This is a genomic window from Nonomuraea sp. NPDC049152 (assembly GCF_040648355.1).
Taxonomy (GTDB): Bacteria; Actinomycetota; Actinomycetes; order Streptosporangiales; family Streptosporangiaceae; genus Nonomuraea.
Genome location: NZ_JBEZDO010000013.1, coordinates 90606 through 111986 on the forward strand (window position 1 = coordinate 90606; position 21381 = coordinate 111986).

Annotated in this window: 23 protein-coding genes and 3 pseudogenes; 17 read left to right on the forward strand and 9 right to left on the reverse strand. The window is 68.2% G+C overall.

The window, feature by feature from the left end:
• Positions 1–22: 22 nt before the first annotated feature.
• The 4 genes and pseudogenes from AB0B45_RS24025 (at position 23) to AB0B45_RS24040 (ending at position 2296) form a co-directional block, all read left to right on the forward strand.
• The gene (locus AB0B45_RS24025) at positions 23–913 is read left to right on the forward strand and encodes a MerR family transcriptional regulator (RefSeq protein WP_358134182.1); all 891 of its coding nucleotides are present in this window, start codon (positions 23–25) and stop codon (positions 911–913) included.
• Between the two features lie 102 nt (positions 914–1015).
• Positions 1016–1165, forward strand: a pseudogene (locus AB0B45_RS24030) (phosphotransferase); the annotation flags it as partial.
• A 259-nt stretch (positions 1166–1424) separates the two neighbouring features.
• The gene (locus tag AB0B45_RS24035; RefSeq protein WP_358134184.1) at positions 1425–1853 is read left to right on the forward strand and encodes an SRPBCC family protein; all 429 of its coding nucleotides are present in this window, start codon (positions 1425–1427) and stop codon (positions 1851–1853) included.
• A complete protein-coding gene (locus AB0B45_RS24040) occupies positions 1850–2296 on the forward strand; it encodes a MarR family transcriptional regulator (RefSeq protein WP_358134185.1) in 447 nt (148 codons plus the stop codon). Before AB0B45_RS24035 ends, AB0B45_RS24040 begins: the two co-directional genes overlap by 4 nt.
• A gap of 558 nt (positions 2297–2854) precedes the next feature.
• Here the strand turns inward: AB0B45_RS24040 and AB0B45_RS24045 are convergent.
• Entirely contained in the window at positions 2855–3367 is a 513-nt protein-coding gene (locus AB0B45_RS24045; protein WP_358134186.1) for a DUF4386 family protein, read from the reverse strand.
• 272 nt (positions 3368–3639) lie between these two features.
• Between AB0B45_RS24045 and AB0B45_RS24050 the strand changes: the two genes are divergently transcribed.
• Complete coding sequence (locus AB0B45_RS24050) at positions 3640–5865, forward strand: alpha-L-fucosidase (RefSeq protein WP_358134189.1); 2226 nt, start codon at positions 3640–3642, stop codon at positions 5863–5865.
• Positions 5866–6048: 183 nt separating this feature from the next.
• Here AB0B45_RS24050 and AB0B45_RS24055 read toward each other — a convergent pair whose 3' ends face one another.
• Positions 6049–6783 carry a hypothetical protein gene (locus AB0B45_RS24055; RefSeq protein ID WP_358134192.1) on the reverse strand — a complete coding sequence of 245 codons (735 nt, stop codon included), beginning with the start codon at positions 6781–6783 and terminating at the stop codon, positions 6049–6051.
• 70 nt (positions 6784–6853) lie between these two features.
• Between AB0B45_RS24055 and AB0B45_RS24060 the strand changes: the two genes are divergently transcribed.
• The 4 genes and pseudogenes from AB0B45_RS24060 (at position 6854) to AB0B45_RS24075 (ending at position 9780) form a co-directional block, all read left to right on the forward strand.
• A complete protein-coding gene (locus tag AB0B45_RS24060; protein WP_358134195.1) occupies positions 6854–8053 on the forward strand; it encodes a hypothetical protein in 1200 nt (399 codons plus the stop codon).
• Between the two features lie 91 nt (positions 8054–8144).
• Positions 8145–8351, forward strand: a pseudogene (locus AB0B45_RS24065) (hypothetical protein); the annotation flags it as partial.
• Between the two features lie 209 nt (positions 8352–8560).
• Positions 8561–9571 (forward strand): WD40 repeat domain-containing protein, encoded by a 1011-nt coding sequence (locus AB0B45_RS24070; protein WP_358134197.1) that lies wholly within the window; start codon positions 8561–8563, stop codon positions 9569–9571.
• A 2-nt stretch (positions 9572–9573) separates the two neighbouring features.
• Positions 9574–9780: a WD40 repeat domain-containing protein gene (locus AB0B45_RS24075; protein ID WP_358134200.1), complete on the forward strand. Its 207-nt coding sequence runs from the start codon at positions 9574–9576 to the stop codon at positions 9778–9780.
• Between the two features lie 72 nt (positions 9781–9852).
• Here the strand turns inward: AB0B45_RS24075 and AB0B45_RS24080 are convergent, their stop codons facing one another.
• Together AB0B45_RS24080 and AB0B45_RS24085 are read right to left on the reverse strand one after the other, a co-directional pair.
• Positions 9853–10032 carry a GNAT family protein gene (locus tag AB0B45_RS24080; RefSeq protein ID WP_358134201.1) on the reverse strand — a complete coding sequence of 60 codons (180 nt, stop codon included), beginning with the start codon at positions 10030–10032 and terminating at the stop codon, positions 9853–9855.
• Between the two features lie 300 nt (positions 10033–10332).
• A complete protein-coding gene (locus AB0B45_RS24085; RefSeq protein WP_358134204.1) occupies positions 10333–10761 on the reverse strand; it encodes a MarR family transcriptional regulator in 429 nt (142 codons plus the stop codon).
• Between the two features lie 120 nt (positions 10762–10881).
• Here AB0B45_RS24085 and AB0B45_RS24090 point away from each other — a divergent pair, with 120 nt between their 5' ends.
• On the forward strand, positions 10882–11334 hold the full coding sequence (locus AB0B45_RS24090; protein ID WP_358134207.1) for a DUF6069 family protein: 453 nt from the start codon (positions 10882–10884) through the stop codon (positions 11332–11334).
• A 200-nt stretch (positions 11335–11534) separates the two neighbouring features.
• Positions 11535–11807, forward strand: coding sequence for a hypothetical protein (locus tag AB0B45_RS24095; RefSeq protein ID WP_358134210.1), 273 nt, complete (start codon positions 11535–11537; stop codon positions 11805–11807).
• A 317-nt stretch (positions 11808–12124) separates the two neighbouring features.
• Here AB0B45_RS24095 and AB0B45_RS24100 read toward each other — a convergent pair whose 3' ends face one another.
• Positions 12125–13186, reverse strand: coding sequence for a TIGR03619 family F420-dependent LLM class oxidoreductase (locus tag AB0B45_RS24100; protein ID WP_358134212.1), 1062 nt, complete (start codon positions 13184–13186; stop codon positions 12125–12127).
• Between the two features lie 117 nt (positions 13187–13303).
• On the opposite strand from AB0B45_RS24100, the gene AB0B45_RS24105 reads away from it, so the two are divergent.
• The 3 genes and pseudogenes from AB0B45_RS24105 to AB0B45_RS24115 form a co-directional block, all read left to right on the forward strand.
• Positions 13304–13768, forward strand: a complete 465-nt coding sequence (locus AB0B45_RS24105; RefSeq protein WP_358134214.1) for a GNAT family N-acetyltransferase — start codon at positions 13304–13306, stop codon at positions 13766–13768.
• A gap of 72 nt (positions 13769–13840) precedes the next feature.
• Complete coding sequence (locus AB0B45_RS24110) at positions 13841–14086, forward strand: hypothetical protein (protein ID WP_358134216.1); 246 nt, start codon at positions 13841–13843, stop codon at positions 14084–14086.
• A gap of 100 nt (positions 14087–14186) precedes the next feature.
• Positions 14187–14333, forward strand: a pseudogene (locus tag AB0B45_RS24115) (TetR/AcrR family transcriptional regulator C-terminal ligand-binding domain-containing protein); the annotation flags it as partial.
• A 138-nt stretch (positions 14334–14471) separates the two neighbouring features.
• Here AB0B45_RS24115 and AB0B45_RS24120 read toward each other — a convergent pair.
• The 3 genes from AB0B45_RS24120 to AB0B45_RS24130 form a co-directional block, all read right to left on the reverse strand.
• The gene (locus tag AB0B45_RS24120; protein ID WP_358134218.1) at positions 14472–15263 is read right to left on the reverse strand and encodes an SDR family oxidoreductase; all 792 of its coding nucleotides are present in this window, start codon (positions 15261–15263) and stop codon (positions 14472–14474) included.
• A 296-nt stretch (positions 15264–15559) separates the two neighbouring features.
• Entirely contained in the window at positions 15560–16024 is a 465-nt protein-coding gene (locus AB0B45_RS24125) for a hypothetical protein (RefSeq protein ID WP_358134221.1), read from the reverse strand.
• Between the two features lie 170 nt (positions 16025–16194).
• Entirely contained in the window at positions 16195–17355 is a 1161-nt protein-coding gene (locus tag AB0B45_RS24130) for an ROK family transcriptional regulator (protein ID WP_358134224.1), read from the reverse strand.
• A gap of 87 nt (positions 17356–17442) precedes the next feature.
• Between AB0B45_RS24130 and AB0B45_RS24135 the strand changes: the two genes are divergently transcribed.
• The 3 genes from AB0B45_RS24135 to AB0B45_RS24145 are packed head-to-tail and all read left to right on the forward strand — an operon-like array spanning position 17443 to position 20536.
• Positions 17443–18807 carry an extracellular solute-binding protein gene (locus AB0B45_RS24135; protein WP_358134226.1) on the forward strand — a complete coding sequence of 455 codons (1365 nt, stop codon included), beginning with the start codon at positions 17443–17445 and terminating at the stop codon, positions 18805–18807.
• Positions 18804–19718, forward strand: a complete 915-nt coding sequence (locus AB0B45_RS24140) for a sugar ABC transporter permease (RefSeq protein WP_358134228.1) — start codon at positions 18804–18806, stop codon at positions 19716–19718. The genes AB0B45_RS24135 and AB0B45_RS24140 overlap by 4 nt, the downstream gene beginning before the upstream one ends.
• Positions 19715–20536, forward strand: a complete 822-nt coding sequence (locus AB0B45_RS24145) for a carbohydrate ABC transporter permease (RefSeq protein ID WP_358134230.1) — start codon at positions 19715–19717, stop codon at positions 20534–20536. Before AB0B45_RS24140 ends, AB0B45_RS24145 begins: the two co-directional genes overlap by 4 nt.
• A 121-nt stretch (positions 20537–20657) precedes the next feature.
• Here the strand turns inward: AB0B45_RS24145 and AB0B45_RS24150 are convergent, their stop codons facing one another.
• The gene (locus AB0B45_RS24150) at positions 20658–21323 is read right to left on the reverse strand and encodes a Crp/Fnr family transcriptional regulator (protein WP_358134232.1); all 666 of its coding nucleotides are present in this window, start codon (positions 21321–21323) and stop codon (positions 20658–20660) included.
• Positions 21324–21381: the final 58 nt, after the last annotated feature.

The following is a 21381-nucleotide window of genomic DNA, read 5'->3' on the forward strand; positions in this document are numbered from 1 at the left end:
TTACTGGAGACTCAAGGGAATTATGAGCTACACGATCGGCCGCCTGGCGAAGCTGACCGGCCTGCCGGTGAAGACGATCCGTTTCTACTCAGACGCGGGGGTGCTGCCCGAGCCCGAACGCACTCCCTCCGGTTACCGGATCTACGGCGATGAGGATCGGGCGCGGCTGGAGCTGATCCGCACGCTCAGGGAGATCGGGGTCGACCTGGCCACGATCCGCTCGCTCGGCGACCGCCGACTGAGGGACGTACTCGATCTTCACCTCAAGGCGGTCGAGACGCAGCTCAAGTCGCTCCAGCGGACCAGGGCGGTGCTCAGGGCCACGCTCGCCCGCGGTGGCGATCCCGCCGAGGAGGATCTGCGCAGGCTCCACGCGCTCGGCCGGCTCGGCGCGGCCGAGATGGAGATACTGCTCGACGAGTTCGTCGCCGAGGTGGGCGGCGACATCGAGGCTCGGCACGAGTGGCTTACCCGGATGCGCGACTGCATGGTCCCCGATCTGCCCGAGGAGCCGACCGCCGCGCAGCTCGACGCCTGGCTGGAGCTGGCCGAACTGCTCGCCGACGAGGACTACCGTGACAGCCTGCGCAGGCAGAGCAGGGATTTCTGGCAGGAGGAAAGGGATTACAACGCCTGGCACGAGATCAACGTCCAGGTCATGCGGGAGGCGCTGAGCGCTTCGCAGGCGGGCATCGAGCCGGGCTCACCCGAGTCCGAGCCGATTCTCGAACGGATCCTGGCGGTCATGGGGCAGAGCCGCGAGGAGCTGCTGCGCGGGTTCGACGAGCACGACCCGCGGGCCGCCAGGGTGTGGGAGCTGGTGTCGATCATCCAGGACACGCCCTGGCCGTCGGAGCCCACGATCGCGTATGGCTGGATCGAGGCCACGTTGCGTCGATTGTCGAGTACGTGAGGTCGCATACCTTCTCGTTCCCGCGGCTGCTACCCACATGCGATCACGGCACAGGCGCTGGCATCGGCTGGCTGGTGGCCGTCAAGGTGCTGCGGCAGTCCGTCGGCGGCGACCATGACCGCCATCCATGAGGCGGGCATCGTGCACCGCGACTTCAAGCCCGCCAACGTGCTGCTCGGACGAGACGGGCCGCGCGTCGTCGACTTCGGCATCGCCCACGTCGCCGATTCCGCGGTCACCCTCACCAGCGCGAAATGAGCGGCGCCGGTTGTCAGGTGATGCGGTCGGCCGGGCCGGTCCCGGACGCGGTGGGCTCGTACCACCAGCCGGACGCGAGCGCGGGCAGGAAGGTCAGTCCTAGCCTGCGCTGAGCAGAAGCCAGCCCGCCCCCACCTTCGCCGGGGGCGGACGGTCGTCCCTCGTCGGGCCTCACCCCGGACACTCCGTCCGCGCGACCGTATATACTATGGGTACTTATTATCAGCACCCATACTTTATGGAGGTTGTTCACATGTGGGAGTTCGAGCACAGCGTCGACGCTGCTGAAGTCACCCCGGCGCAGGTCTACGCCCGCTATGCGGACGTCGCGTCCTGGACAGAGTGGGACGAGGGCATCGAGAAGGTGACTCTGGACGGTCCGTTCACCGTCGGCACTACCGGCACGATGACCCCGGCCGGGCAGGACCCATTGCCGTTCACCATCACGGAGGCCGTCCCCGGCGAGAGCTTCACCGACGAGACCGTGATCCCGGGTGCGGTCACGCTGCGGTTCGTCCACCGTCTGGCCGCCCTGCCCGGCGGCGGTACCCGGATCACTCACCGCCTGGAGATCGACGGACCGGCCTCCGAGCAGATGGGGCCTGAGCTGGGCCCGCAGATCACCGCGGACTTCCCTGAGGCCATGCAGGCCCTGGCCGAAGCGGCCGGGCGGCCCGTGTGACCGGCCGAGCGCAGGGGCCCTGGGGCAACCCGGGATTCCTGCTGTGGCGTGTCACCCTGAAGTGGCAGCGAGAGGTCGCCGCCGTGCTGCGGCCGCTTGGACTCACCCACCCCCAGTTCGTGGTGCTCGCCAGCACCTCATGGCTCGGCCGCCACGGCAGCCCTCCGAGCCAGCGTGAGCTGGCCGACCACACTGGTATGGATGCCATGACCGCCTCCCAGGTCGCCCGCACGCTGGAAACCAAGAAGCTGATCACCCGCGCAGGCGACCCGCACGACACGCGCGTCAAGCGCCTTCACGTCACCCCCGATGGCCTCGCTCTCGCCCGGCAGGCCATCGAGCTCATCGAAGCCGTCGACGACGCCTACTTCGCCGCCGCTCCCGACCATGCAGGGCTCGTCACCGCGCTACTCGCCCTGGCTCCGCCACCGGACCTGCGCTGACGCTGAATACCGACATTCGGAACGGCCAATGCGGTCTTGGCGGTAGGCGATCGCCGCGCCCAGGCGATGCTCGAACCAGCGCGGTGCGCAGCTCCACGCCACCGTCGTCAGCGGTGGCCACCTGTTCGCGATCAAGGGCCTGCCGCAGGATCCCGCGCCGCGCGAGATGACCGTCCGACTCCACGAGGAGTACGCCTCGGTCAAGCCCTTCGGTGCCCCTGACCAGAAGACCGACTTCACGCCCGGACGAATGGCCATCGACAGGCTCGACGGGCGAATGATGACCGTCGGGGCCGGGCTTGCCGGTTTCGGCGCACTGGTCGGGCAGGTGGTCACCGTATGGACGTTCCGAAACCCCCGGCGAAGCCGGGCCGGGGTGAGCCTGCCCGGAGCGGCGGCCCTTTCCCACGGACGGCGCAGGTCGTCGGCCAGATCGCGGGCGAGGCGGAGCTGGGTGTACGCCGCGAGACCCCTAGCAGATCCGGCATGCGCGCGACTTGCTCACCCGGAGTTCCACTCATGCCGATGTGAGTACGTTCGTTACCGCGCCGAAACGCATCACGCGAACCCGCCACCTGCCCGGCTGCTGGTGTCGGTGGCGGCGACCTGGGTGGTGAGCGTCGACGACGGTGCCCTGAATCCTTTGGTCAGCAGCCAACCCGCCAACACCATTTCGTTCAGCGCCAGTGGGGAGAAAAGAATGGTGTGGACCGCCGAGGACGGGTTGAGCACGCCGAACATCACGAGGCAAGCGCCGGCCAGGTACGGCACCACCGCGATGAGCGCCCAGCCGGCGATCCACCGGGGAACGAGTCTTGACCGGTACAGCAGGTAATTGAGAAGCAGGGCGCCGAGGCAGAAGAAGAACGAGCTACTCGCCTGCCCCCACACCTCGTACGTCTGTGACAACACCCGGACGGTATCCAGTTGCGCCGCGATATCGGGTGCGCCTGCCTGCGATTGAGTGGTGCCCATCGCCACCAGAATCAGAGGAGCGATGGCGGCGGGAAGCAGGAGGACGATCTCGACGATCCGGGCGGCGACGTACCTGACCGACCTGAGACTGCCCAAGCCGGGCACCACCTGCCCTGCCGAATGATCCGACAAGAATCTGCTATCCCGATGTCGGGTCGTGGCCGCCGTGCGGCGCTTGGGCCTGGAGATAGACGCTGAGTTCGACGCACCCTCGCCGATCCACCTCGAACGAGTTTCTGCTGCGGGGTGGGTTGGTTGCCCACCCCCTGCAGTCGTGGATCACCCTCATTTTCGACACAGCCCCCTTGTGAAGACGATAACGCGAGGGTTACTTTTCATCCGATCAATCAACGTCTGGAGGCCACAACATGAGGCGAAAACTGCTCTTAGCTCCGGCTATTGGCCTCACTATCATCGGATCTGTCTGCGTCACACAGCCTGTCGCGAGTGCCGACACACCGCCTGCGTACGAGCCCACGGTGGAGTCGCTGAACAGCCATCCGGTGCCTCAATGGTTCAATGACGACAAGTTCGGCATCTTCATCCACTGGGGCGCCTACTCGGTGCCCGCGTGGGGACCGCGCGGCAGCTACGCCGAGTGGTACTGGAACTACATGAACTCGCGCGGGAGTGCGACGAACGCCTACCACAAGGCCACATACGGCCAGGACGTCAACTACGACGCCTTCCTGCGGCAGTGGAAGGCGGAGAAGTTCGACGCCGCCGACTGGGTCAAGCTGTTCAAGGACGCCGGCGCCAAGTACTTCGTGCTGACCTCCAAGCACCACGAGGGCATGGCCCTGTGGGACAGCAAGGTCAGCGGGCGTGACAGCGTCGACCTCGGTCCTGGCCGCGATCTTGCCAAGGAGCTGTTCGACGCGGCGCGCAAGGACGACGCCAAGCTGAAGGCCGGGTTCTACTACTCGCTCTATGAGTGGTACAACCCCGCCTACACCGGACGACCGGCGACCAATCCCTACACGGGAGCGGAGGTTCCGTACACGGGAGCACCAAGCGGGGGTGACTACGTCAAGGACTACATGCTCCCGCAGATGCGCGAGCTCATCGACGGCTACGACCCCGACATCATCTGGTGCGACGGCCAGTGGGAGAAGCCGGCCTCCTACTGGAACACCGCCGGGGTCCTCGCCGACTACTACAACAAGGCGCTCAAGAGCGGCAAGGAGGTCGCGGTCGCCAACCGGTGCAAGATCCAGAGCGGCAACCTCGACAGTCCCGAACTGGACTTCCAGACCCCTGAGTACACCGTCAAGCCGGACATCGACCCGGTCAAGTGGGAGTCCAGCCGCGGCATCGCGCACTCCTACGGCTACAACCAGAACGAGCCGGAGGAGGACCACCTGACCTCCGACCAGCTCGTGGACTCTCTCGTGGACATCGTCAGCAAGAACGGCAACCTGCTGCTCGACATCGGTCCGAAGGCCGACGGCACGATCCCCGAGATCCAGCGGCAGCGGCTGCTGGACATCGGAGCCTGGCTCAGGGACAACGGCGAGGCGATCTACGGCACCACCTACTGGAACCGCGCCGAGGAGAAGGGCGGCCCTGACGACGTCCGCTACACGGTGAAGGACGGCACCCTGTACGCCACGGCGCTGAACTGGCCGGGCGAGCAACTCACCCTCGGCGCCGACCTGCCAGTCGACCACAGCACCCGCATCACCATGCTCGGATCCGCCGCACGCCTGTCGTGGAGCCGTGACGAGCAGGGCCGCGTCGTGGTGAACACCCCGCAGCAGACAGGGAAGCACGCCTACGTCTTCAAGATCGAGACGCCGGGCGTGCACAGCCTGCTGCGTACCTCCTCCAGCCTGGCCAAAGAGATCGCCCCCGCTCAAACGATCAGCGGCGAGCTCACGGTCGCCAACCCCGGCAAGCGGCACACCCCGGCCACCACGCTCTCCCTCACCGCACCGCAGGGCTGGTCGGCCACGCTCGGGGCGCCCCGCATGCGCCCGCTCGGCCCCGGCGAAAGCGTGAAGGTACCGATCAGCGTGAGCGCCCCCGTGGGAGCCGTCCCGGGCGAGTACACGGTTGACCTGCGCCAGCGCACCGGGCGCATGGAGACGACCACCGCCCTGCACCTGACGGTCAACCGGCCCAACCTCTCGCTCGGCAAGCCCGCCGTACAGAAGAGCACCGGCTACGACGCGCCGGCCTCCCGGGCCGTCGACGGCAACACCGACGGCAACTGGGGCGCCGGAACGACGACGCACACCGCCGAGCCGGAAACCCAGGCCTGGTGGCAGGTCGATCTCGGCGCCTCGGCCGCGCTGGACAGCGTGGACGTCTGGAACCGGCTCGACTGCTGCGCCGACCGGCTGAAGGACTTCTGGGTGATGGCCTCCGACCAGCCGTTCACCAGCGACGACCTGGACCAGGCCCGCACCGCGCCCGGCGTGACCGCCGTGCACGTCAGCGCGCAGGCCGGCTCGCCAAGCAAGATCAAGCTGCCCGATGGCACCAGGGGCAGACATGTCAGGATCCAGCTCGCCTCTCCGTCCAACCCTCTGTCTCTGGCCGAGATCCAGGTCAGAGGCCAGGACCTGGCTCCACAGGTGGGTCGGTCATAACCCATGGCATCAGGACCGAGCGGACAGGACCGTCCTGACCGCTCGGTCCAGCCTCGGGCGGGCCATCTACAGCAGCACCACATGGCGAAGCACCGTGAGCGTCCTTGGAGGCCTGGCTACGCGCCGGCAGCACCCGCCGACCGCGAACCCGGATCACGATCAACGCGGACATCCCCACAGGATTCACCGTGAACCACAGGAAAGACGATGCCTTGGGGGTGCCAAGAACTCGGCCGCCCTCTGCGACCTGCGACAGGAGGTGGGCGACGAGGCCAGGCCCGAACAGAAGTAGACGACCAGGCGGACGTTGTCCTCGCCGTGCAACCCGGCCAAGATGCGCATCACCGAGAAGACCGGCTCCCATTTCCCCGAGTCCTCGAAGACGAGTTGGCGCCGGGTGAAGATGACGCGCCGGTAGACGTACCCGTCCAGCTCGACCTCGGCACCCTCCGGCCAGGTCCGAAGATCTTCTCCGTCCACGCCGAAGAGGTCCGCCGCGGCGTCCTCGATGCCTTCCGGCCGCCACACGAACCCGTCGTGCTCGAGCGTGCCGTCAGGCCGCCTGCGCAACCGCTCCAGGTGAAGGCGGGCGGGCCGGCCGTCCTCCATGCACGGCTCGTCCCAGTCGACCGCGGCGAGCTCGGCCCACGTGGCATACGAGTGGCTGTGCCCGATGGTGGGATCCTCGGCGTCCGACCGGAGTCGCGAGGTGGCATCGGGGGGCAGGCCCCGCTGTCCGAACAGCGGCACGATGTCCTCTGCGCTGGGGTACCCGAAGAGGCACTCCCAGGAGAGCTGGTCACCTCGCCCGTAGCGGAGCTCATGCAACTCCAGGATCACGTACCACGGCGGATTCCGCGCCCACGATTCCCTGCCCCACAGCCGACACTCGATGACCCCGTGGATGTCCACTCCCATGTGCGCCGACTCTATGCGTGATCTCCGTTCGCCCGTGACACTCGCGACGTCCAGCTGCGACCCTCCATGTATGGAAGAACTGATCAAGGCGTTGGTCGAGAGCAGGAGCCGGGTCATCGCGCTCGTGCCGGAGATCGACGGGCTCGAGGGCGCGGGCGTCACCACGGCCGCGGCGCTGGCTTGCGCCGATCACCGGGTCCTGGAACGCTTCCCCAACGGCATCTCCTGGCTGAGCATGGGCGCGGACTCGCCGGAGGCAGTCAGAGACCAGTTGGTCGATCGCGCTTTCGAGGTGAATGGCGACCCTGACTCCGACACGGACTGGCTGGAGGATCTTCCCGCCGCCGGCGGGCTCGTGGACGGCAGTGAGCTGGCCTTCACCCCAGGAGACGGACTGGTGGTGCTGGACGGGCTGCGTCATCCCTACCTGCCCCTCCTGGTAGCGGTCATCGCCAACCGTGTCAGCGTGCTGGTCACCGCCAGATCGTCCCGCGGGCTGCCCGAAGGCACGCTGGTCATCAGACTGCCCGCGCCGCGGTGGGCACTGCTGGAGAGATTGTCGAGCGAGCTCGGCGTCCGTCCCGGCCATGAGCCCGACCTGCGTGATCCGCGCTCGCGGGAGTTGGCCGTGCACGAGGTGCTGAGTGCCGGGCTGGCGGGGTTGAAGCTGCCCGGTAGCGTGGCCCGCCTCATGGAGCTCGGTGTCTTCGCCGATGACAGCAACATCCCGGCCGGGCTGGTTCGGCTGCTGTGGAAGCGCACCGCCGAACTGGAGCCGCTCGACTGCGAGCTGACGCTGGCCGGGCTGAGCGCGCTCGGGTTGCTCTCTCGGGCGCCCGACCGTGAGGTGGTGATGATGCCCGAGGTGATCCGCGGCTACCTGCGAGCCGTACCGGCGGCAGGCGAGCTGGGCGGACTCCACCGCGCCCTCGTCGAGGCCATCGACGAAGCCACCCATACGGCGTTCTCGCCAGAGGACGTCACCTATGTCTTCTCCCACCTGCCCGGCCATGCGGAACAGGCCGGGAGGGAGGTGGCCGAGGTGGTCTGCGACGGCACGTGGATCGCAGGCAAGGTGCACCACTTCGGCGTCACGGCCGTGGAGCAGGACCTGATGATGGCCGGGACACCCATGGCCGAGCGGCTGCGCCGTACTCTCGCGCAGAGCATGACCGTGCTTGAGCGGCCTGAGCTGACGGCCCCCGCGGCGGCGACGGTGGCGGCCAACACTCGCCTGCCGTCTGCATGGGATTCCCGAGAAGGCCGATGAGCTGAGGGCGCTGCTCAACGGAAAGGGCGCCGCCTGGCTGGAGTGTGTGTGGTCGCCACCCGACCTGCCCCATCCGGCGCTGCGCCGCGCCATGGGCGGCACCGAGCCGCTGTGCGGCGTCGCGATCAGTCCCGACGGCTCTTGGCTGGCCACGGCGGGCGGCAACGGCCGGGTCAGGATCTGGAACCTCGACGGCAGCATCCGCACCACGCTCTCCGGCCACGACGGCACCGTCAACGGCGTGGCGATCGCGCCGGACGGCACGTGGCTGGCCACCGCCGGCGATGACGGAACGGTGCGGCTCTGGGATGCCGACGGGACGGAACGGGCCATCCTGGAAGGGCATGAGGATGCCGTGCGGCGTGTGGTGATCGCGCCCGACGGCGCTGGCTCGTCTCGTGCGCCGACGACCTGCGGACCTGGTCGGCGGACGGGACCCCGCTCTGGCAGCTGGACGTCACGGTCATGCAGGACCACAAGCCAATCATCGGGGCGGACAGCTCCTGGATGGCGTATCTGGACGACGAACGCGAGAGCGTGCTGGTGTGGACTCGCGAGGGCAGACTGCGCGCCGAGCTGGCCGGTGGCCAGGACGGTGCCAGCGACGTCGCCGCCCATCCGGCCCGTGACCTGCTGATGACCGAGCACTGGAACCACTGGATGCGGTTGTGGAGTCCGGACGGCGTACCGCTGGGCGCGATCGAGACGAACGAACTCATCTTCGGCGTCCTCACCGCGGCTCCCAATGGAAGCATGGTCGCGGGAGAGGGAATTGGCGCCGATGTCCTCTTGCGGACCCACGAACCAGTCACCGAATCGCGGCTGAGCGGGCACGGCATGCTGCCGACCGATCTCGCCTTCAGCCCGGACGGCAGCTGGCTGGCCAGCGTCAGCGGCGACGGCACGGTACGCCTCTGGGACGCCGATGGCGGCCTGGCCTTGCCCGACGAGCACCTGCGCCGCGGGTCTATCACCTCGCTCACCATCACGGGCGATGGCGGAGTGCTGGTGACCGCGGGCCCGGACGGCGGACTGACATTCCGCGACGCGGAGGGCAGCGCGCTGCGGACCGTCCACGACGATGAACAGTTCGACGCGGTGGCCATGAGCGCCGACGGCTCCGCGCTGGCCGCCGCCGACGGCGATGGCCTGCTGTGGTTGCTGGAGCGCGACGGCAGGATCCGCCGTCAGGTACGGCTCAGCCGGCCGGGCACGGCGTTGGCCATCGCGCCCGACGGCTCCTGGGCCGCCGTGGCGACCGACGAGAAGCTCGAGTTCCGGAACGCCGACGGGGAGCTGAGGGCCGACGTGCCCATCGCCGGAGTGGAATACCTCTCCATGGCGGCCGACGGCGGCTGGGCCCAGCGATACGCGCGGGGGCGGAGATCACCGGGCTGGCCATCGCACCGCACAGCGACTGGGTGGCTGCTGCCACCGGGCGCGGCACCATCCTGCGGTGGGACCGCGACGGCCAACTCCTGGCCGAGCTCGAGTCGCACGCGACGGCCACCCATCTAGCGGTGGGCCTCTTCGGATCATGGCTGGCCACCGTGTGTCTCGACAACGCGGTGCGGATCTGGGACGTACATTCAGGCGAGTGCATCACGGCGATCCACCTGGACACCGAGCTGAGAGAGTGCGCATGGACGCCCGGCGGCACCCGTCTCTACGTAACAGGGCAAGCCGGGATATACGGCTTCACGTTGCACGTGGCTCGCCAGGGCTAGCACCACATCGACACCCGTAGCTGAACGCGAGCAGCTGGCTCGCCCTCGTGACGCTGATGCTGTAGGTCGCTGTCAGGTCGTGAATGCCTGCAGGCCGACGGTGCTGAGAGCCTGCTCCGCGCCGAACTCCTCAAAGGTGCTGACATGGTGGAAGCCGAGGCGGGCGGCGAGCTTCAGCGAACGCTGGTTAGCCGTCTGCGGCACGACGACGACCGGCTGGCCGGGGAGTTCGTCGGCGGCAGCGCGCAACACGCGGCCTCGAACGCGAGCCCCGCGCCCCACGCACTGCGCTGCAGTACAAAACAATTCCAGCTCTTCACCCGCCTCGGTGACGTGTGCAGGCCGGTCGGCGGACCGCCGATCGAGGACCAGTGTTCCGACGAGCCGGTTGGTCGTGGTGTCTGCGATGACGAAACTCCCGGGCTTGGACGGCGATCCGAGGTGAGTTCCGTCGCGGACAGCGTGGGCAATTGGATCATGGGGCCCCGTCCTGGCGGCGAACGCCCCTGACGTTCAACCAGGTGAAGATCGTTCTGACGGCGCCGGCCCAGGTCAGCCCGCGGGGTCGGCGAGGAGCCGTACGAGCAGGTCGCGCAGGAGCAGCCGGTCCTCGTCCGGGAGCTCGAACAGGGACATCGCCTGCGTGTGACTGCGTGAGCACAGCACCTCTCGCCTGCGCTCGCCCTCCTCGGTGAGCACCAGGTGCTTGACCCGCCGATCGGCGGGATCGGGCTGGCGGACGACCAGGCCACGGCGCTCCAGGCCGTCGACGATGCCGGTGACGTTCGAGGCCTCGCAGGCCATCCAGTCGGCAAGCTCGCGCATCGGCGCGGGCGAGCGCAGGTTGGCCAGGGCGAGCGCCTGTGCGGGAGGCAGGTCCAGCTCCGCCGCCGTCGCGTTGAACTGGGTGCGCAGCCGTCCCGCGAGCTGTGAGACCAGGTCGGCCAGCTCGGCGACGACCGGCTCGGCTTCAGCACTCATGCCCCGATCATACGCGCTCACTTCACCAGCTTGATTATTGACCTCCTGAAGTTTCTCGGTCTATGCTCCCGAATCAAGTAATTCAGGTTCTTAACAATAAAGCTTCTGAAGGAGAAGGCCATGGCGAGCCAGACCGAGAACGCCCTGCCCACCGGGACTCGCAGGCGCCACCGAGCCATCGGGGTGGCCGCCACAGTCGCGGCGGCCGCCGCGGTCTGGGTGGTGGGAGAACCACTGCTCGGCTACGACCTCGTCGTCAAGCAACCCGGCCAGGCGCCGATGGATCTCGGACTGGACGCGATCGCGGTCGTCACCCTGGTCGCCTCACTCCTCGGATGGGCCCTGCTCGCGGGCCTGGAGCGGTTGACGGACCGCGCCGCCGCGATCTGGACGGCACTCGCCCTGCTGGTCCTGGCGCTGTCGTTCCTGCCGCTCTTCGGAGTGGAGTCCTCCGGCGGGTCGAAGGCCATCCTCGCCCTCTTGCACGTGGCCGTCGGCGCGGTGCTCATTCCGGCCTTCTGGCGGACGAGGAGGACCGGCAGGGCCGAACGCCCTGTCCCCGCCGCCAGCTGACGGCGAAGAAGGCGAGGCGCCGCCGGCGGCCCGCGTCCAGGCCGGGCCGTCCCACGTCGACCGGCGAGCGGGGGTTGGGGCGGTACTTGCCCGGGTTCAGCCGGTGAAGCACCGGCCGGCCGTCCAGAACGATCCAGGCAGTCGCCGGTCAGCGCGGCATGTTCGGCCGTTGTGGCGATGGTGCGGCGTCGTCGTCGACCATGCCGAAGATCACCTCCGCCCGCCCATGGCACCGACGAAACCGATCATGGTCATCGTGGACTCGTTCATCGCGTGCCCTCGATCTCGCGGACGTCCTCATCGCTGAGCTCCAGGCCGGCCGCGTCCGCGATCGGATCGACCTGGTCCGGACGGCGGACGGCAAGGTCGGCATCGATATCACCGCCGAATACGAGCTGGCCGACGTCGAGACCGCCATCGCCGATCTCGCCGGCGGAGCGACCCGTGGCAGGAGCATCGTCCGGATCGGATGACGCCGGTCCGGGGCGCTGTCGGCTACCGCAAGCACCCCGGGCCGCCGGACGGGTTCGATGAAGACCGACATGGACATCATGAGATTCCGGCCGCCTACGATCTGACCGGCAGCTACCGCAAGGTCGCCGAACTCGTCGGGGCCATCACCGCCGGCCTCGCTCTCCGCTGGAACAGCGGACCCGTCGAAGGCCACGTACCACAAGCGCCAGGGCTACGGGCGTGCTGGTCTGCGGCTGCTTCGCCGTCGCCTCTTGGCCCACCGCCCGCCTCACGAGTGACTACTGCGACCGCATGACTCGGTCGGCGGTTTGTGGACTCACCTCGGCAGCCCGATCCGGTTGGCGAACCGGGACAGCTCATCCCGCAGCTCGTCGAGTTCGGTGGCGGCCGGCGCGACGATGAGCCGCGTGATGCCCTGCCTGGCGTGTGCCGCGATGTCCTCCGCGGTCAGGTCCAGCGAACCCCACCGGGTGTAGTCCAACGCGTCGGGGTCACGACCGGCCTCCAGCGCCGCCGAACGCATCACCTCCACCTGCGCGGCACGCTCGTCGGGTGCGACCATCCCGCCCGCGAAGTATCCCTCCCCCCGCAGGCCGGCTCGCCGGGCGGCCGCCCGGCTGGCTCCGCCGACGTGGATCGGCAACATCGACGCCTGAAACGGCTTCGGGTAGCTGCACAGATCGGTGAAGGAGAAGAACTCGCCGGTGTAACTCACGCCGGTCTCATCTCCGGCCCACAACAAGCGCAACACGTCGATCGCCTCGTCGGCGCGGCGCCCCCTGGAGGCAAAGTCCACCCCAACCGCGGCCGCCTCACCCGGCAACGAGCCAAGGCCGACGGTGAACAACCGCATCCGCCCCTTCGACAGCACATCGATCGTCGCCAGCCGTTTGGCCAGCACGACCGGGTGATGATACGGGACGAGCAGCACCCCGGTACCCAGCAAGATCCGATCCGTCGCGGCCGCCACGAAGCTCAGACAATCCAGCGGATCCGCGATCGGAATCGTTGGGTCGAGCTCGGAGGCCCCCATCGCTGCACCCCGGTACAGGGCGATGCGCTCCGGCATGTAGAACGACTCGAAACCACACGCCTCCGCGTGTTGCGCCAGTGCGACGATCTTCTCGGGATCGAGACCGTAGCTGGCAGTGTTGTACAGGACACCGATCTTCACGATCCGTGCAACACCCCGACCAGCCGAGATAGTCCGCGTACGCCACAACAACGCCCCCGCCACGACCTCGCCGCCATCATCACGGACCTCGCTCCGCTGGAACAGCGCGCCTATCGAAGGCCACGAGCGGCGGATACCGGGCAGGTCGTGGTCTCGGGCCGCGCGCGGGACGTCGGCGAGCGGCATGCGCTCGGTCCGGCGCATCACACCTCCTCGACTGATCCTCAGCGCCGAACGGCTGGGCCAATAGGTTGTCGGCGATTTCCTCCGCCTGCGCCGCGCCCGCTGAATTGTCGGTGCCACATGCCAGGATCGCTCGGCATGAGCGATGGCGTGCGGTTGAGGGATGTCGTGGTGGCCGATCTTGAGGTGTTCCTGGCGCAGGAGCACGATCCCGAGGCCGTCCGGCGGTCGAAGTTCCCACCCCGGGAGCGGGAGGCGTTCCTCCGTCACTGGACCACGCGCATCCTCGGTGACCCCACCGTCTTCGTGCAGGCGGTCACGGTGGACGGCGTCCTGGCCGGGAATCTCGTGGCTTGGTGGGAGGGGGACAAACGCTTCATCGGCTACTGGCTCGGCCGCGAGTTCTGGGGCCGGGGCGTCGGCACGCGGGCACTGGCGCTGTTCCTGCAACAGGAAGAGGCACGCCCGCTCTACGCCGACCCCTTCCACGCCAACACCGCCTCGGTGCGGCTGTTGGAGAAGCACGGGTTCCAGCGGAGTGGGATGGTCCAACACGGCGAAGACGAGCACATCGTGCTCGTGCTCCACGACCCGGCGCAGTAGCGAAGGCTCACCCGCCAGGTCCGGGAGCGGCCAGTTCCACTCCGCCCTGTACGGGTTGAGACCATGGGCGCGATGCGGCAGATCGTGGTCAACTCCATCGACGGGATCCTCGCCGCGCTGTTCGCCATCCTGATCATCATGGTGCATCTGGACGCCTTCTGGGTGTGGGTGAAGGCGATCAAGGCGAAGGATCCACTGCCGAGTGCCGAGGCGCCGTTCGAGGAGTCCACAGCCGCACAGGAGCACCTGGCTCGCCCTCACGGACCGAGGTCGGCGAGCGCTCAACGGGCACCTCGCCGAGCTGCGCCGCATCGCTGAAATGGCGGATGCGACCTCCCGTCAGTGAACGTCGATCTCTACGCACGACGGAACCCCCGCCGGGCGCCGTCGCCGCACCGATAGGCCGGGTGTCCCGCGGCTGGTCGAACCCCGCCGCGAGCAGGCGCGCGCCATGTTCAAGCGGTCGATCGGGCGCGGTCGCAGAGCGGCCGACACGAAGATCGAGATCGCGGTCGACCTCCGCTGCGGCCCGCTCTATCACCGGTTCTCCACGGCCACGCGTCCCTCAACGAACGCTGCGTGGGCGAGGTCGTCGACACACTCGTCGCCGGCCTCAGTGCCGGCGAATCCTTACCCGCTGGACATGGACAAAAGCCATGACCCTAATGGGCGCGCCTCCGCGTCAACATGCTCCCCACGCGCGTCACACCGTCTTGAGCATCCCGCCGTCGACGAAATAGGTGGAGCCCACGCAGTAGCCGGCCCTGTCCGAGCACAGGAAGACGATGAAGCCGGCGACTTCCTCAGGTGTGGCGAAGCGTTTGATGGGCGCGTGCTCCCTGGCGACCTCGTCGAGGTGGCCCTGCCAGTCTCCGCCGCTGCCCGCGGTCAGCTCCTTCGCCGTCTTCACCCAGTCCGGGGTGAGGACCAGCCCGGGGTTGACGCAGTTGACGCGGATGTTGTCACCGACCACCTCGGTGGACAGCGTCTTGGAGAACATCATGAGCGCGGCCTTGGTCACGTTGTAGATCGGCTCGTACCACAGCGGCTGCACCGCGCAGATCGAAGCGTTGTGCAGGATGACTCCGCCGCCGCGCCGCCGCATGCCGGGGACGAGGCCGCGGGCCAGCCGTACGGCCGCCATGACGTGCAGGTCCCAGTAGGCCTGCCATTTCTCGTCGGGGGCTTCGAGGATGGTCTCGTTCGACCCGGCGCCGGCGTTGTTCACGAGGATGTCGGCGCCCGCGAAGGCCTCCTCGGTCGCCGCGGTCAAAGCGGCCGTGCCCTCCGGCATCGCCACGTCGCACACGACGGGCAGGACCCGCACCCCGTGGGTTTCGCGGAGGCCGCGAGCCTCCTTTTCGAGGCGGTCGGCGGCGCGTGCCGCGAGAACGAGATGCACGCCCTCGGCGGCGAGGCCGTGCGCCACTGCGAGGCCGATCCCCGCGCTGCCACCGGTGATGACGGCGACCTTGTTTCTCAGCCCGAGTTCCACGAGACCTCCCGGGGCTTCGTTCCTCCGCGGCGCCGCCGGAGCCGTCAGTCTGCCGTTCGATAACGAACGACAGCCTCCGCGACCAAGCGCTCGGCGCACTCACGAGGCTCCCACTCGCGTGCGTCGGCGGTCTTCCCTGGCTCCAGTCCTTGTAAACCGCGAAGAAGTGTCCTATCTCGCCGCGTACGTGGACCGGCACGTCCTCCATGTCCTGGTACTGCTCGAAGCGAGGGGATCGTCGGAGACGCGCGTGCCTTCAAGCTCGGTCGCGGCCGCCCCGTCCGAGCTCGGTTCCGTCAGGCGACGCGCTGGGCCTGCGCGAGCAGCGCGGTCAGCGCCTCGCGCACCGCGTCGCAGCGGCCAGCGGGGATGATCACGCGGACGCCGGTGTACACGCGCTCCTGGTACAGCCGGAGCTCGACCCTGCCGAGGCCGACCTCGACGCTCAGGTAGTCCGGCTTGACGGGGTCGGAGTCGATCGACACCACGAACTGGTGCGGTGGGTCGTTCGCGAGACCCAGCAGGTAGGCGAGCCGGGTGACGTTCTCGCGGTCGAGGGGGAACGTCTTCGCGTTCATCCCGACCGCGACCACGTCGACACCGTTCACGGCCATCGGCCAGAAGTCCAGCGTGTCGGTGTCGCGCAGCTGGGGGCGGATCGTCTCGTACGAGGAGTCGGGGGTGCCCGCCTGGGCCGGCAGGTGCAGCGACGGGACGGTGTGCGTGTGGTCGCCGGGGAAGGTGAAGGGCGCTTCGGTCATGTCGAATCTTATTCGGATGGGGGACGAGCTCCGTCCTGACCACCGGGGCCACGCACAGGGTCCCTCGTCTACGGCTGAACCCTCCACCCCGCCGCACGCCGAGCAGCAGCCGTGGATCGAGAAAGGGATGGGTCGGTGACAGACGCCATGGCCGGCCGCCTCCGGACCCTTCAGTCGCCCAGGCGGGGCGCGTACGTGGCGTGGAAGACGAGTGAGGCCGCGCCGATCGCGGCGGCGTCGTCCGCGATCGGCGAGGTATCCACGCGTACGGCGTGCAACCGCCTGGCCAGCGGCCTGGTCGAGACGGCTCGCGCGATCACCTCGCGGTAGATCTCCCCGACGTCCCTGAGCGCGGGCCCGCCGAGCACGAGCAGGTCGATGTCGAGCATGTTGACCACGCTCACGGCGGCGTCGGCCAGCCGTTCCGCCACCCGCTCGATCACCCGCCGCGCCTCGGGCTCCCCCGCGGCGGCGGCCGCGCAGATGACGTCATGGGGGATGTGCCCGCCCATGAGGGCCTCGATGGCGCTCGGGCAGCAGACCGCCTCCACGCAGCCCCGATTGCCGCAGTAGCACTCGGGCCCGTCCGGCTCGACCGTGATGTGCCCGAACTCGGCCGCGTTCAGCGACCGCCCCCGATACACCTGGTTATCCAGAAAGATCCCACCACCTATCCCCGTCCCCAGGTACAGGTAGGCGAAACTGGGCGTGATCCGGGCGATCCCCGCCCACCTCTCGCCGATGGCCGCGGCGGTGGCGTCGTTGTCCACAGTCACAGGGAACCGCGTGTGCTCGTGGAGCAGCGCCTTGACCGGCACCTGATCCCACCCGGGCAGCCTGGGCGGGGACACCATCACGCCGTCCCCGTCCAGCGGCCCCGGGCAGGCCAGCCCCACGCCGAGCACCTTGCCGTCGGCCACCTCCGCCTCGCGCAGGATCCGCCGCGCCGCCCTGGCCATCTGCCGGACCACCGACTCCGGCTCGAGCCCGGGCCGCACGGGCAGGCGCAACCGCGCGACCGGCTGCCCGGCCAGGTTGGCCAGGACGCACGAGATCTCCTTGGGATCGAAATGCACGCCGACCGCGTACCCGGCTCCGGGATCCACGCGCAGTATCGTGCGCGGCTTGCCCCCGCTCGACGGCACGGACCCGTCCTCGACGACGAGCCCCTCCTCCAGCAGCCTGCGCACGATCACGGACACGGTCTGCGCGGTCAGCCTGGTGCGGCCAGCGATCTGGACCCGGCTGATGCCGTCGGACGCCTGGATGGTCTCCAGTACCACGGCCCGGTTGTAGCTGCCCACCTTGGGCAGGTTCGTGCCCAGTCGCATGTGAGCCATATCACCACAGAGTGTTGACTTAGTAAATCAAAAAGATTTACTTTCACGGAAAACCCAAGGAAACACGGGGAGACCGTGATGAAACGTCCTCTGGCCGGTTCCCTTCTCCTGACGATCCTCCTGCCGGCCGTGGCCGGGTGCGGCGCCCACACCCCGCAGGACGCCTCCGGCGGCAAGGAACTCGAGGTCCTCTACAAGGTCGAGCCGACGTGGCCGCATCTGGAGCGGATGCTCGGCGACGCGAAGAAGCAGTACGAAGCCGCCCACCCCGGCGTGAAGATCAAGCTGACGCCCGTCCAGGGCAACAACGAGGCGTACTACACGAAGCTGGCCCTGCTCAACCGCTCCCCCGACTCAGCGCCCGACCTCTACTACCACGACACGTTCCAGGTCAACGCGGACGTCGCGGCGGGCAAGCTGGCCCCGCTCGACGACTACCTGGCCAAGTGGCCCGACTGGAGCGTCCAGTTCCCCGACTCGGTCAAGCAGGCCGCCAAGGGCGGCGACGGCAAGATCTACGGCGTGCCGATCAGCACGGACACGCGCGGCCTCTGGTATCACAAGGACGTCTTCGCCAAGGCCGGCCTCCCGATCCCCTGGGAGCCGAAGACCTGGAACGACGTGCTGACGGCGGCCCGTGCGATCAAGCAGAAGGTCCCCGGCGTCGTCCCCTTCAGCATGTATTCCACGAAGATCCACGGCGAGGCGTCGACCATGCAGGGCTTCGAGATGCTCCTGTACGGCACGCCGGGCGGCACCCTCTACGACGAGTCGCAGCAGAAGTGGGTGGCAGGCGGCAAGAACTTCACCGACGCGCTGACCTTCATCAACACCGTCTACCGCGAGGAACTCGGCCCCAAGCAGGCCGACGCCCACAACGCCATGCTCGGTGACAAGGTGACCTTGGAGTGGTTCCCCAACGCCGAACTCGGCATCTCCCTCGACGGCGCGTGGGCCAGCTCGGCCTGGAAACCGACCGGTACGAAGCCGTGGCCCGAGTGGACGCAGAAGATCGGCTGGACGCGCATGCCGACGCAGAACGGCGAGGCGCCGGGCGGGGTCAGCATGTCGGGCGGCTGGGTTATGGCGATGAGCGCGTACACGAAGAACAAGCAGGAGGCGTTCGACTTCATCACCACGGCCACGAACAAGGAGAACTCGATGACGTACTCGGTCGGCACGGGCGACCTGGCGCCCCGCAAGGACGTGGCCGCCGACCCGAAGTACAGCGCCGACAACCCGAGCGTCAAGTTCTGGACCGACCTGGCCTCCCTCACCCACTACCGGCCGGCGTACGAGGCGTACCCGAAGGTGTCCGCCCGGATCCAGGAGGCCATGGAGGTGGTCACGACGGGCTCCCAGACCCCTGAGGAGGCCTCCGCGAACTACGCCAAGGCGCTACCGGCGGCCGTCGGGGGCCCTGACAAGGTCCTGGCTCGATGACGATCACCACCGCCCCGTCTCCGCCCGTGACGAGCCATCCGGTACGCGGCTCGTCACGGCGCGGCCGCCTCCGCCGGCTCCTCCCCCTGGCTCCAGCCCTCGTGCTGCTCGCTCTCTTCCTGGCGGGGCCGATCCTCTGGAGCGTCTACATAGCCTTCACCAATGAGACGTTGACAGGCTCGGCCTCGGTGAATTCGCAGTTCGTCGGCCTGGCCAATTTCGTCAAGCTCTTCGGCGACCCGAACTTCCTGAACTCGTTCCTGCTCACGTTCGTCTTCGTCATCGGCTCGGCGGTCATCGGCCAGAACACCCTTGGCCTGATCATCGCGCTGCTCCAGCGCGGCCGCGGCCGCGTGACGCGCAGCATCGTCAACGGCGTGGTGATAGCCGCCTGGGTGGTGCCGGAGGTCGTGGCCGCGGCCTGCTGGTTCTCCTTCCTCGCCGACGAGGGCACCCTGAACACGGTCCTCGGCATTTCCCAGGAATGGCTCTACACGGCGCCCATGCCGGCGGTCATCCTGGCGAACATCTGGCGCGGCACGGCCTTCTCGATGCTCGTGTACTCGGCCGCCCTCTCAGAGGTCCCCGCCGACCTGCTGGAGTCCGCCGCGGTGGACGGCGCAGGCCCCGGCCGCCGCCTCCTCCACATCACGCTCCCGCTGATCCGCCGCTCCATCATGGCCAACCTCATGCTGATCACCCTGCAGACCCTGGCGAGCTTCGGGCTCATCTACGCCCTGACGGGCGGCGGTCCCGGGACGGCCAGCCAGACGACGCCGCTGTACATGTACGAGCAGGCGTTCCGCTATTTCGAGATCGGTTACGGCTCAGCGATCGCCCTGGTGATGCTGGTGATCGGCGCGCTGTTCTCCTTGATCTACCTGCGTCTGATCAAGGTGGAGGACGCATGACCAGGCTCGCGGCCCGCGCTGCGGCGTGGCTGTCACTCGCGCTCATCACTCTGGCCTTCCTCGGCCCCTTCCTCTGGGTCCTGATCGCCTCATTCCAGCCGGAAGCGACCTTGGCCGCCCAACCCACCGCCACCTTCTCCCTGGACAACTTCAAGGCGGTCCTGACCTGGGAAACGACCATCCTCCCTTTGATCAACTCGATCGTCGTCTCGGGCGCCACGGCCATCCTGACCGTCCTGGTAGCCGGCCTGGCCGCGTACCCGCTGTCGCGTTACCAGCTCCGCTACCGCCACCACTTCATGCTGACCCTCCTGTTCACCACGGGCCTGCCGGTCACGGCGATCCTCGTGCCCGTCTACGCGATGTTCTTCCGCTTCAACCTGTACGGCTCCGTACCGGCGATGGTCCTGTTCCTGACGGCGAGCTCGCTGCCCTTCTCGATCTGGATGATGAAGAATTTCATGGACGGAGTGCCGGTGAACCTGGAGGAGGCCGCCTGGGTGGACGGGGCGGGATGGCTCCGGTCGTTGACGGCGGTGGTGGGTCCCTTGATGGCCCCCGGAATCGCCGTCGTGGCCATCTTCGTATTCGTCGGCCAGTGGGGAAACTTCTTCGCCCCCTTCGTCCTCCTGGACACCCCGGAAAAGCAACCGGCGGCGGTGACCGTCTACACGTTCTTCTCCCAGTACGGCCAGGTGGCCTACGGCCAGCTGGCCGCGTTCTCGGTCCTGTACACCGCGCCGGCCGTGGTCCTCTATGTGGTGGTCAACAAATACCTGGCCGGCTCCTTCAGCTTCGCCGGCTCGGTGAAGGGCTGAGCCGAAGAGCCTGTTCGAGAAGATCGTTGGCGTTCGGCGCGGTGGCGTGACGGCCGGTGTCGGCGGTTTCCGAAGCGATCATCCGCTGGGCTGCCGTGCGACACCAGCCGCAGCGGGAGGTTCAGCTTCTACGGGACATGGCGGTGAGTCGCCTGGGATCCAGCACCACGATGATGCCGGGCTCGATGCGGATGGCGCCTGCCTCGGCGAGGACTCGCAGAGCGCGGTTGACCGTGACCCGCGACAGACCGATCTCCTCGCCGAGTCCTTGTTGCGCCCCTGGCAGCGTGATCCGGCTCCCTTGTTCACGCATGGACTCGGCGACCCAGTCTGCGATCTGGACGACCGGCCGCGGCGCGGCGCGGCGGACCTGGGCCCGCCGGTCACGGTTCACCTGCCCTGACAGGTGGCGCAGGACGTGGTCGCGTAGCGTCGGCACGTCGTCGATGAGACCTCGAAGGACGTTTACCGGCAGGAAGCGAACCCGGCAGGCGGCCGAGGCGGTCCAGGTGGCCGTGTGCGCTCCGCCGTCCAGCACCGCGGCTTTGTCGATCACGCAGGGCCCCGTCACCGTCGCGAACCGAACCCTCGAGCCGTCACCGGTGTCGTAAGTGGCGGACAGGGTCCCCCGCTCAAGAATGACCAGATGCTGAGCCGGATCACCGAAACGCGCGACAGTGGCGCCGGCGGGGACTTCCCGCGGCGGGCACTGCTCGGCGAGCCTGCCGAGGCACGCATCCTCGAGCATGGAGAACAGAGGCACCGCCGCCAGATTCCCCTTGTCCACATCTGGGAGAGTATCTCGCGATACAGAGGCGCGGGCGAGGAGTCCGTACCGTTGCCTC